Here is a 10108-nt window from a genome sequence, read left to right as displayed (position 1 = left end):
GCGGCGCCGGTGGCAGCGGCCTCGGTGCCGGCGGCGGTGCTGCGGGGAGTCATCTCGGCCTCCAGGGGTGGCGGGACCACGGTCGGCGCGCGGCGGTGCGCCGCACGCGGTACCGCGCCAGCATGACGGTCCGTCGGCCCGCTGTGGCTGGACACCGCGGACAAGTCCATGCTCCGGTTCGCTACGGATCGGCGCCCGTCGGCGCGGCCGCCGCGACAGGCGTGTCCTGCTCCCCGGGGCGTGCCCGGTCGCCGATGCTGGGTGGGTCCGGCAACTCCCGGCGCCGCGCGACCGGCGGGCGTTGCCCGACGCACCCGGAGGCTCCCGCCCGCCCGGGCCGCACTCCCCCGAGGAGCCCCCGCATGCTGCTCCGTCACCTGGCCGAGACCTCCCGCGCCGTGGCGGGCGAGCCCGGCCGCCGGGCCAAGATCACGCTGCTGGCCGACTGCCTGCGCGTGCTCGGCCCCGCCGAGGCGCCCGCGGCGGTGGCGCTGCTCTCCGGCGAGTCGCACCGGTTGCGGACCGGCATCGGCCCGGCCGCACTGCGCGCCCTGCCACCGCCCGCCGCCGAGCCGTCGCTCGGGGTCCGGGAGGCCGAGCGGGCACTGGAGGCCATCGCCGAGGTGCACGGCGGCGGCGCGCAGGCCGAGCGCCGGCGGCTGCTGACCGCGCTGTTCGAGCGGGCCACCGACGTCGAGCAGGCCTTCCTGCGCGCGGTGCTGGTCGGCGAGCTGCGGCAGGGCGCCCTGGACGCGGTGGTGGCGGACGCCGTCGCCCAGGCCACCGGCGTGCCGGCCGCAGCGGTGCGGCGGGCGCTGATGTTCCGCGGCTCGGCCCGTGCGGTCGCCGAGGCGGCGCTGACCGGGGGCGTGCCGGCCCTGGACGCGTTCGGGCTGGAGGTCGGCCGCCCGGTCCGGCCGATGCTGGCCGCCTCCGCGCCGGACGTCGCCGCCGCTCTGGACCGGATCGGCCCGGCCGCGCTGGAGTGGAAGCTCGACGGGATCCGGGTCCAGGTGCACCGGGACGGCCGGGACGTCGCCGTGTTCACCCGGAGCCTGGACGACATCACCGCCCGGGTGCCCGAGGTGGCCGAGGCCGCGCTCGCCCTGCCGCTGCGCTCGGCGGTGCTGGACGGCGAGGCGATCGCGCTCGGCCCGGACGGCCGCCCGCGCCCGTTCCAGGAGACCGCCGCCCGGACCGCCTCCCGCCAGGACCCGGCCCGGCTGCGCGCCGAAGTGCCGCTCAACGCCTACTTCTTCGACCTGCTGCACCGCGACGGCGCGGACCTGGTGGACCGGCCGGGCCGGGAACGCTGGGCCGCGCTGGCCGAGGCGGTGCCCGCCGGCCTGCGGGTGGCGCGCACCGAGGCCGCGGACGCGAAGCAGGCGCACGCCTTCTTCCGGGACACCCTGGCGCTGGGCCACGAGGGCGTCCTGGCCAAGGACCCGGCGGCGGTCTACGCGGCCGGCCGGCGCGGCGCCGGGTGGATCAAGGTCAAGCCCCGGCACACCCTGGACCTCGTGGTGCTGGCCGCCGAGTGGGGCAGCGGCCGCCGCCGCGGCTTCCTCAGCAACCTCCACCTCGGCGCCCGGGCGGCCGGCGAACCCGGGCTCGGCCCCTGGGTGATGCTCGGCAAGACGTTCAAGGGCCTGACCGACGAGACACTCGCCTGGCAGACCGCCGAACTCCTCGCCCGCGAGGTCGACCGGGACGCCTACACCGTGCGGGTACGGCCGGAACTGGTCGTGGAGATCGCCTTCGACGGCGTCCAGCGCAGCCCCCGCTACCCAGCCGGCCTGGCCCTCCGCTTCGCCCGCGTGCTCCGCTACCGCCCCGACAAGGCCGCGGCCGAGGCGGACACCGTCGCCACCGTCCGCGGGATCGCGGCCGCCGAGGGCCTCTGAGGAATCCGCCCGCAACCGGCCGGGCCGGGCCGTCACCTGACGTTTCCTCAAACATGTCACTTTTCACCGGTATTCACGTTCGACGTGGAATCGGCCAATTTGCGCGAGTGCGGCGACGCACCCTTCGTGTGCGACAGAGCGGCGGTTAGGTTGACAAGGACAGCGGGGGGCGGCCGGCCCGGGTGATCCGGTGCCACACCAGTGAGAGGTGTCCGTACATGCAGGTGAGCATCGACCAGGACCGCTGCTGCAGCTCCGGCCAGTGCGTCACGACCGTGCCGGAGGTCTTCGAACAGGACGACCACGACGGCCTGGTGAGACTCCGTCTGACCGTCCTGGCACCGGCGCAGTACGCCGACGTGCGACTCGCCTCCGAGCTCTGCCCGGGCGGGGCGATCACCGTCACCGAGGACGGCACCGGCGCGTAGCCCGCGCTCGCGCGCCAGGCGCCACGTGCCGCCCGCCAGTCGCCAGTTGCCACTTGCCACGCAAGGAGACCCCACCTTGACGAGCACGCCCACCGCCCCCGCCCCGCTGCTGCCCGCGCCCCACGACAGCGGCTGCCCCTTCGCCCCGCCGCCCGCCTACACCGAGGCCGCCCGGGCGGCCAGCGTCACCCGCGCCGGACTGCTGGACGGCTCCTCCTGCTGGCTGGTGACCGGCTACCCCGAGGTCCGCACGGTGCTCTCCGACCGCCGGTTCAGCGCGGACGCCCGGCGGCCCGAGTTCCCCGTCCTCATCCCCGGCCGGCGCGAGCTCATCGCGGCCAATCCCAGCTTCCTGCGGCTCGACGACCCCGAACACGCCCGGCTGCGCCGCATGGTCACCGGCGACTTCCTGGTCAAGCGGGTGGAGGCGATGCGGCCCGGGATCCAGCAGATCGTCGACGAGGCGGTCGACCGGATGGCCGCCGCCGGCTCCCCCGCCGACCTGGTCGCCCGGTACGCCCTGCCGGTGCCCTCGCTGGTGATCTGCCTGCTGCTCGGCGTCCCCTACGAGGACCGGCAGCTGTTCCAGGACCTCAGCCGGGTGCTGATCAGCACCACGGCCGACGAGGCGCAGGTCGGCCGGGCGCAGCAGGAACTGCTCGACTACCTCGGCGGCCTCGCCGCGCAGAAGCGGCACCGGCCCGGCGACGACATCCTCAGCCGGCTGGTCGCCCGCGAGGACCTCAGCCTCCGGGAGATCGCCTCCACCGGCCTGCTGCTGCTCGTCGCCGGCCACGAGACCACCGCCAACATGATCGCGCTCTCCACCCTGCTGCTGCTCCGCCACCCGGAGCAGGCCGCCCGGCTCGCCGATCCGGCGGCCGTCCCCGGCGCGGTGGAGGAGCTGCTGCGCCTCCTCACCATCGTCCACACCGGGCTGCCCCGGGTCGCCCTGGAGGACGTCGAGCTGGGCGGCACCCTGATCCGGGCCGGCGAGGGGGTGATCGCCATGCTCTCCACCGCCAACCGGGACGAGGAGCTGTTCCGCGCCCCGGGCGGCCGTCCCGCCGACGAGCTGGACGTGGACCGGGACGCCCGGCGGCACGTCGCCTTCGGCTTCGGCGTCCACCAGTGCCTGGGCCAGCCGCTCGCCCGCGCCGAGCTGCAGATCGCCCTCGCCACGTTGTTCCGCCGGCTGCCCGGCCTCCGGCTCGCCTCCCCGGACGCCGAGCCGGCCGTCCGCCCGGACTCCCTCATCACCGGACTGCGGGAGCTGCCGGTCGCCTGGTGAAGCCGGGCCGGACGGTACGCGCAAGTGGCAGGGGGTGGGCCGGGGCCGGTCGGCACGGATCGGCCCCGGCCGCCCGCGCCCGCCTATTCCAGCACTAGAATAGGCGCATGACCCCAGGCCTGACCGCGGCCGAGCTGACCCTGCTCGGCCTGCTGGTGGAACAGCCCCGACACGGCTACGAGTTGGAAGCGGTGATCGCCGAGCGCGGCATGCGCGAGTGGACGGAGATCGGGTTCAGCTCGATCTACTACCTGCTGACGAAGCTCCGCGAGCGCGGCCTGATCACCCAGACCGACGCGTCCCGCCCGGGAGGCGCCAAGGCGCGCAAGGTGTACACCGCGACGGCGGAGGGGCGGCGGGCCTGTTCCGTCGCCGCCGAGGAGGCGATCGCGGAACTCCGGCCGGTCTTCCCCCGCCTCCTGGTCGGGCTCGCCAACCAGCCGGCCGTCGACCCCGAGCGGCTGATCGCGGCCCTCGACCGACGGGCCGGGGCGCTAGCCGCGCAGATCGAGCACGTCCGCCGGGCCGCGGCGGACGAGCGGCACGCCCCGGAGTTCGTCCGCGCGATCTTCGACCACAGCCTCGGCCAGCTGTCCGCCGAACAGTCCTGGCTGTCCCGGTACCGCGCCTCGCTGGGCGGTGCGCACGTTCCCGAAGGACCCGTACCCGCACGACCGGCCGAACCGGGAAACCCAGGAGGAGACACCGCCGTGGCACCGTACGACGTCAAGCGCGAGCAGAAGCAGTTCTACGCTCCGAGGAACACCGCATGGGCCCTGACCGACGTTCCGGAGCAGCAGTTCATCGCCGTCGACGGCAGCGGGAACCCGAACACCGCGCCCGCGTACACCGAGGCGGTCGGGGCGCTCTACGCCGTCGCCTACACGCTCAAGTCCGCCGCCAGGCAGACGGCGGGCGGCGACTTCGTCGTGGCGCCGCTGGAGGGCCTCTGGTGGTCCGACCGGCCGGACGCCTTCACGGCCCGCGCCAAGGACACCTGGAACTGGACCATGCTGATCAGCATGCCCTCCTGGGTCACCAAGGACATGATCGAGGAGGCCGCGCGGACGGCGCTGGCCAGGAAGAAGCTGCCCGCGATCTCCCTGGTCCGCCCGCTGACCCTGCACGAGGGGCCCAGCGCCCAGGTCCTGCACACCGGCTCGTACGACGACGAGACCGCCGTCCTGCACGAACTCCACCACACCTACCTCGCCGCCAACGGCCTGCGGCCGTCCGGCCTGCACCACGAGATCTACCTCGCCGACCCGCGCCGGACCGCCCCCGAGAAACTGCGCACGGTCCTGCGCCAGCCGGTGGAACGGCTCGGCTAGCGACCCGCCCGTCTCCCGGGTCCGGTCGCGGCCCGGCGGGATCCGGGGGAGGGCGCGGACAGCCCCGCGGTTGGCCCCGGCGCGGGTGCGGAGGCAGGCTGGAAGGGCGAGACGAAGACCCGGTCCGGCGGCCGCCCCGGCGCCGCCCGTCCTGCGGTGCGCCCCGGTGTGCGCCGGCCGGCTGAGGAGACGGAGCCCGCGATGACCGACATGAGTGCACGGTCCGAGGTGAGCGTCGACCGCGAGGAGGACGTCCGCGCCGCCGACCCCGAGGAGGGCATCACCTCGATGCAGAACCTGCACGCGCAGGACACCTCGCAGGCGGAGGGCGATGCGCTGGACGAACCCCAGGCCGACAGCTGACCGGCCGCGACGAACGAGTTGCCACGAGGCCGCCCGCTGACCGGGCGGCCTCCGCGACCGCTGGTGTCGCTGCCGCATCGGCGGCGGACCGGCGGGGGAGGATGAGCGCATGAGCGAGCAGCAGCAGGGCGCAGCGGCGGCGCAGGGCGGCGGAAGCGGCGGGCCGCCCGTGGATCCGCGGATGTCGTGGGCCACCTGGACCACCCAGTCGATCATCAGCGGCCCCGGCGGGGTGACCACCGCCGAGGTGGGGCCGATCTCCGGGGACCTCACCGTGCACACCACCTGGGTGGACGGTGAGGCCCGGTTGACCGTGCAGTACACCGGGGCACTGGACTGGTACACGGTGGCCGGGAGCCCGGTCCAGGCGGCGGACGAGATCACCGCCCGGGCGATCCACCAGGCCATGGTCAACGCGGTCAAGGCCGGCCGCGGTGCCGGTGCCCCGTCGGCGCCGGGCGCCTGACCTGGGCCACCGCCCCGCCACCGGGCCCCGGCCGTCTCCTGGCCCCGGTCCGTGCGGGGCCGGCCCGTCAGCGGCCGGTCTCGCCGCGCAGGACCGGGGCCGCGGCGGACCAGTAGCCGCCGTCCACCGGGCGGCGGCGCAGGTCTGCGCGGACCCTGCGGCCCAGCTTGCGGGTGTCCCGGCGGTTGATGGTCGCGCCGATGCCCGCGCCGACCAGCAGCGGGGTCAGTGAGGGCAGGCGGCGCAGCGTGCTGCGGGTGAGCCGCTTGCGGGCCTGCTGGCGGACCTCGGCGCCGAGCGCCATGGCGGCGAACCCGGCCGGCTTCACCAGCAGGGTGGCATCGATGCCGCGGCGGTTGGCCCAGGCACCGACGTAGGCGGAGGCGCGCTGGGTGGCGGTGCCCCGGGCGGGGACCCCGTAGGTCTCGTGCAGCTCGGCGATCAGCTTGATCTCGACGGCCGCCACGGCGAGCGTCTCGGCGGCGATCTCCACCGGCATGGCGGGCGGGACGGGCAGCATCGCCGCCGCCCCGACGCCGGCGCCGAGTGCGGCGGAGGCGCGGGTGGCACCGGTGATCAGCAGGTCGGCCAGCTGGTCCGGGGTCGCGGCGGTGGGGTGCTGGGCCCGCAGGGTGGCGAGGTCGCGGACCGGGATGCGCGGCGCCGCCTGCAGCAGCTGGTCGGCCATGGCCCGGCCGCCGTACGCGACGCCCCGGGCCGCGGACCGGCTGCGGGCGCCGAGCACCCGCGCGACCGCGGCGACCAGCGCCGAGCCGCGGCGGCGGCCGCGCTCGGCCCGGTACAGGGTGAGGTCCTCGGCAGGACCGCCCTCGGCCGCGCCGGGGACCGAGGGCTCCAGCTCCTCGACCAGCCCGGCCAGTTCTTCGGCGATGTGCTCGGGGGTCGGCTCCGGCTGCCCGGAGTGCCCCGGCCTCCTGAAGATTGCCATGTTCTGCCGGTACCCGGCGAGGCCCGGCGGTACGCGCCGCGCCGCCGTTCCCGGCACCGCCGGACAGCCCCTACTCGCTGATCTCCACCCCGCGCCAGAAGGCGATCCGGCCGCGGACGTGCGCCGCCCCGGGCTTGGGTTCGGCGTAGTACCAGGCCGCGTCGGGGTTGGTGGCCCCGCCGACGTCGATCGTGTAGTACTCGGCGGTGCCCTTCCAGCCGCAGACCGTGGTGGTGGCGGACGGCCGCAGGTACTCGCTGCGGACGGACTCGGCCGGGAAGTAGTGGTTGCCCTCGACGACGGTGGTGTCATCGCTCTCGGCGATGACCGTGCCCTGCCAGCGCGCTGTGGTCATGCCGTGATTCTGCCGGACGGCGGCGCGCCACGGGAGTGCACCCCCGCCCCGCCGGGCCCGGACACGCCTCAGGGAAGCGGCTCGGCGTGCACCGGGAAGTGCGGGGACTGGTGGCCGCCGCTGGCGAGCATCCGCACCTCGCCGGCGTCGCTGATCTCGGCCCGGACGATGCCGCTGGCGTCCTCGTAGACGGGGTGACCGCCGGGACCGGTCGCACTGGTCCGGGCGACCACGACGACGTCCTGCGGGGCCTGGGTGCCGGGCGTGCCCGGGAAGGTGAGTGCGTAACGGTCCGCGGGGCTCATCGCCGACCTCCTGTTCCTGCCGGTGGGTACCGCCGGTCAGGCGGTGGCGTCCACGGTACGGGCCGGCGCGCCGCGCACCTCCAGCTCGGCGAGCAGCCTGGCGGTCGCCTCGGTGACGGCGTCCACTGCCCGGTCGAAGGCCTCCCGGTTGTGCGCCGCCGGAGCCCTGAACCCCGACACCTTCCGCACGTACTGCAGTGCGGCGGCGCGGTAGTCCTCCTCGGAGGCGTCGGGCGTCACGGGCGGTCTCAACGTCTTGATACTGCGGCACATGACCCCAGTCTCGCGCGCGGGAGCCCGGCTGGCGAGCTCCGTCCGGTGGCCGCCCCGGCCCGGATGCCCCGCGGGGGCGAGATCCGGCCGGATTGGGATCCCGGGCGAACAAATCCCCTCCGCCCGCGCCGGCCACCGCCGAAGGGCCCGCACTCGCACGGGTGAACCTCGCCGGGACCGGCCGCCGGAAACGGCCCGGGGGCGGGGTCGGCCGCGGTCGGGGCGGCCCGATGCCCCGTCACCCGGACAGCTCGTCAGAGTCGTCGCGGCGGGATCCGCGGCCGACGATCGCACCAAGAGCTGGACCCCAACCCGGAACGAGGACACCAGAGATGACCCGATCGCTGACCCGCCGACGGAGCCCGCGAGCGTACCGAGGGATGGCGGTGGCCGCCATGGCCCTCTCGGGCCTGATATCGGTGGGAGCGACGCCGGCGAACGCGGCGGCACCGGATCTGGCCGCCGCCCACGGACACGGACACCACCGCGGCCACCACGGACACCACCACGGCCACGGGCACCACCACGGCCACGACTACGCCCACGGTGACCGCCACCGTGACGACGACCGCCGCGCCTCCGGCAGCAGTGCCGACGCCGACGAGCAGTCCGCCGAGCTGAGCCCCGAGCTCGTGGCCAAGCTCGACGCGGCCATCCAGCAGGCGATCACCAAGACCGGTGTCCCCGGTGTGACCGTCGGGCTGTGGGTGGGGGGGCAGGGGCAGTACGTCCGGTCGTTCGGCGTCGCCGACAAGAAGACCGGCGCCCCGATGACCGACGACCTCTTCATGCGGATCGGCAGCGTCACCAAGACCTTCACCGCCACCGCGATGCTCGAGCTGGTCGACGACGGACTGGTCGGGCTCGACGACCCCATCTCGAAGTACGTGAGCGGCGTCCCCGACGGCGACAAGATCACCGTGCGCAACCTCGCCGAGATGCGCAGCGGCCTGTTCCCTTACTCCTCGGACCCGGACTTCGTCAAGGCGGTGGAGACGGACCCCACCCGGCCCTTCACCCCCGAGGAGCTGCTCGCGTACGGGTACAAGCACCCCAACGTCGACCCGCCGGGGACGAAGTTCCAGTACAACAACAGCAATTACATCCTGCTCGGCCTGCTGGTCGAGAAGGTGAGCGGCGTTCCCCTCGCCGAGTTCATCCACGACCGGGTGACGGAGCCGAGCTGCCTGCGCAACACCCTCTTCCCCAAGGGCGCCGAGTTCCCGTCGCCGCACGCACACGGCTACACCAACCAGACCCTGACCGGCGCGACGGCGGACGCCACGGACTGGAACCCGAGCTGGGGCTGGGCCGCCGGTGCGATGATCTCCGACCTGACCGACCTGAAGCACTGGGCCAAGGACCTCGCGACCGGCACCCTGCTCTCGCCCGAGACCCAGGCGCAGCGCACCAAGTACCTGCCCACCGGCCTTCCCGGCGCGGGCTACGGGCTCGGGATCTTCGACGTCCAGGGGTGGATCGGCCACAACGGCTCGCTGCCCGGGTACGAGAGCCTCGTGCTCTACAACCCGGAGCTGGACGCCACCCTCGTGGTGCTGCTCAACACCGACATCCTCACGGACGGCCTCGAACCGACCACCCTGTTCGGGCAGGCGATCACCAGCGTCCTGACGCCGAACAACGTCTTCTTCATCCCCGCGGTGAAGTAGCGCCGGACCGGGGGCGCGCCTCCGTCGGATCTCCGGCGGAGGCGCGCCCCACGTGCGGCGGGGCTACTGCGCGGGGCGGCCGACCGGCTCGATCCCGCGGTGGGCGTCGGCCAGCAGGCGGTAGCCCTCGCCGTTGGACCTGATCCCGGCCCGCTCCTCCTCCGTCAGCTCGCGCCGGACCTTCGCCGGCACGCCGGCCACCAGCGAGCCGGGCGGCACCACCATGCCCTGCGGCACCACCGCGCCCGCCGCGACCAGCGAACCGGTGCCGATCCGGGCGCCGTTCAGCACGGTGGAGTTCATCCCCACCAGGACGTCGTCCTCGACCGTGCAGCCGTGCAGCACGGCGTTGTGCCCGACCGAGATCCGCTCGCCGATCACCAGCGGGAAGCCCGGGTCGGCGTGCAGGGTGCAGTTGTCCTGGATGTTGGTGCCCGCGCCGACCGTGATCGCCTCGGCGTCGCCGCGGATCACCGCGCCGTACCAGACGCTCGCCCCGGCGGCGACCGTCACCGACCCGATCACCACCGCGGTGGGGGCGACGAAGGCGGTCGGGTCGACGGCGGGCACCCGGCCCCCGACGGCGGCGATCAACGGCTCTGCCATGGCGCGTCCTCCTGGTGACGTCGGCTCATCGTGTGCCGGACATGATGGCACCCCGGGGCCGGCCGGCCGTCCGGGCGAGTGCGGTGTGCAGGCCGGGGCCGGAGCTGAGCCGCTCGGCCGGGCCGCCGTCCGGGTCGACCAGGTGGACGTGCTGGTCGAACGGGTCG

General features: G+C 74.9%; 12 protein-coding genes. 7 read left to right on the top strand and 5 right to left on the bottom strand.

The annotated features are described in order from the left end of the window. The first annotated feature begins 362 nt into the window (after positions 1–362). The 6 genes from ABZ885_RS29175 to ABZ885_RS29150 all read left to right on the top strand — a co-directional run bounded on the left by ABZ885_RS29175 (position 363) and on the right by ABZ885_RS29150 (position 5783). On the top strand, positions 363–1904 hold the full coding sequence (locus tag ABZ885_RS29175) for an ATP-dependent DNA ligase (protein WP_360194886.1): 1542 nt from the start codon (positions 363–365) through the stop codon (positions 1902–1904). Positions 1905–2122: 218 nt separating this feature from the next. Continuing rightward, the gene (locus tag ABZ885_RS29170) at positions 2123–2332 is read left to right on the top strand and encodes a ferredoxin (RefSeq protein WP_360194883.1); all 210 of its coding nucleotides are present in this window, start codon (positions 2123–2125) and stop codon (positions 2330–2332) included. Positions 2333–2408: 76 nt separating this feature from the next. Then, positions 2409–3623, top strand: a complete 1215-nt coding sequence (locus ABZ885_RS29165) for a cytochrome P450 (protein WP_360194880.1) — start codon at positions 2409–2411, stop codon at positions 3621–3623. A 107-nt stretch (positions 3624–3730) separates the two neighbouring features. Further along, positions 3731–4954 carry a GyrI-like domain-containing protein gene (locus tag ABZ885_RS29160; RefSeq protein WP_360194877.1) on the top strand — a complete coding sequence of 408 codons (1224 nt, stop codon included), beginning with the start codon at positions 3731–3733 and terminating at the stop codon, positions 4952–4954. Positions 4955–5155: 201 nt separating this feature from the next. Next, the gene (locus ABZ885_RS29155; protein ID WP_360194874.1) at positions 5156–5317 is read left to right on the top strand and encodes a hypothetical protein; all 162 of its coding nucleotides are present in this window, start codon (positions 5156–5158) and stop codon (positions 5315–5317) included. Positions 5318–5498: 181 nt separating this feature from the next. Next, a complete protein-coding gene (locus ABZ885_RS29150) occupies positions 5499–5783 on the top strand; it encodes a hypothetical protein (protein ID WP_360194889.1) in 285 nt (94 codons plus the stop codon). Positions 5784–5850: 67 nt separating this feature from the next. Here the strand turns inward: ABZ885_RS29150 and ABZ885_RS29145 are convergent, their stop codons facing one another. From ABZ885_RS29145 to ABZ885_RS29130, 4 genes are all read right to left on the bottom strand, one after another. After that, positions 5851–6732 carry a hypothetical protein gene (locus ABZ885_RS29145; protein WP_360194871.1) on the bottom strand — a complete coding sequence of 294 codons (882 nt, stop codon included), beginning with the start codon at positions 6730–6732 and terminating at the stop codon, positions 5851–5853. A 70-nt stretch (positions 6733–6802) separates the two neighbouring features. Next, entirely contained in the window at positions 6803–7087 is a 285-nt protein-coding gene (locus ABZ885_RS29140; RefSeq protein ID WP_360194869.1) for a DUF427 domain-containing protein, read from the bottom strand. A 68-nt stretch (positions 7088–7155) separates the two neighbouring features. Beyond that, a complete protein-coding gene (locus ABZ885_RS29135; RefSeq protein ID WP_360194866.1) occupies positions 7156–7392 on the bottom strand; it encodes a DUF6296 family protein in 237 nt (78 codons plus the stop codon). A gap of 36 nt (positions 7393–7428) precedes the next feature. After that, positions 7429–7665: a DUF2277 domain-containing protein gene (locus ABZ885_RS29130; RefSeq protein ID WP_360194864.1), complete on the bottom strand. Its 237-nt coding sequence runs from the start codon at positions 7663–7665 to the stop codon at positions 7429–7431. A 395-nt stretch (positions 7666–8060) separates the two neighbouring features. Between ABZ885_RS29130 and ABZ885_RS29125 the strand changes: the two genes are divergently transcribed. Next, on the top strand, positions 8061–9335 hold the full coding sequence (locus tag ABZ885_RS29125) for a serine hydrolase domain-containing protein (RefSeq protein ID WP_360194861.1): 1275 nt from the start codon (positions 8061–8063) through the stop codon (positions 9333–9335). Between the two features lie 63 nt (positions 9336–9398). Here the strand turns inward: ABZ885_RS29125 and ABZ885_RS29120 are convergent, their stop codons facing one another. Then, entirely contained in the window at positions 9399–9941 is a 543-nt protein-coding gene (locus ABZ885_RS29120; protein ID WP_360194858.1) for a gamma carbonic anhydrase family protein, read from the bottom strand. Positions 9942–10108 lie beyond the last annotated feature (167 nt).

Source organism: Kitasatospora sp. NPDC047058 (assembly GCF_040643935.1).
Classification (GTDB): domain Bacteria; phylum Actinomycetota; class Actinomycetes; order Streptomycetales; family Streptomycetaceae; genus Kitasatospora.
This window is presented reverse-complemented; position numbering and strand designations above follow the sequence as displayed.

Coding starts and splice junctions, on each gene's coding strand:
- ABZ885_RS29160 (WP_360194877.1), top strand. CDS start 3,731: ATGACCCCAGGCCTGACCGCGGCCGAGCTGACCCTGCTCGGCCTGCTG.
- ABZ885_RS29125 (WP_360194861.1), top strand. CDS start 8,061: ATGGCCCTCTCGGGCCTGATATCGGTGGGAGCGACGCCGGCGAACGCG.
- ABZ885_RS29170 (WP_360194883.1), top strand. CDS start 2,123: ATGCAGGTGAGCATCGACCAGGACCGCTGCTGCAGCTCCGGCCAGTGC.
- ABZ885_RS29135 (WP_360194866.1), bottom strand. CDS start 7,392: ATGAGCCCCGCGGACCGTTACGCACTCACCTTCCCGGGCACGCCCGGC.
- ABZ885_RS29140 (WP_360194869.1), bottom strand. CDS start 7,087: ATGACCACAGCGCGCTGGCAGGGCACGGTCATCGCCGAGAGCGATGAC.
- ABZ885_RS29120 (WP_360194858.1), bottom strand. CDS start 9,941: ATGGCAGAGCCGTTGATCGCCGCCGTCGGGGGCCGGGTGCCCGCCGTC.
- ABZ885_RS29155 (WP_360194874.1), top strand. CDS start 5,156: ATGACCGACATGAGTGCACGGTCCGAGGTGAGCGTCGACCGCGAGGAG.
- ABZ885_RS29145 (WP_360194871.1), bottom strand. CDS start 6,732: ATGGCAATCTTCAGGAGGCCGGGGCACTCCGGGCAGCCGGAGCCGACC.
- ABZ885_RS29130 (WP_360194864.1), bottom strand. CDS start 7,665: ATGTGCCGCAGTATCAAGACGTTGAGACCGCCCGTGACGCCCGACGCC.
- ABZ885_RS29175 (WP_360194886.1), top strand. CDS start 363: ATGCTGCTCCGTCACCTGGCCGAGACCTCCCGCGCCGTGGCGGGCGAG.
- ABZ885_RS29150 (WP_360194889.1), top strand. CDS start 5,499: ATGTCGTGGGCCACCTGGACCACCCAGTCGATCATCAGCGGCCCCGGC.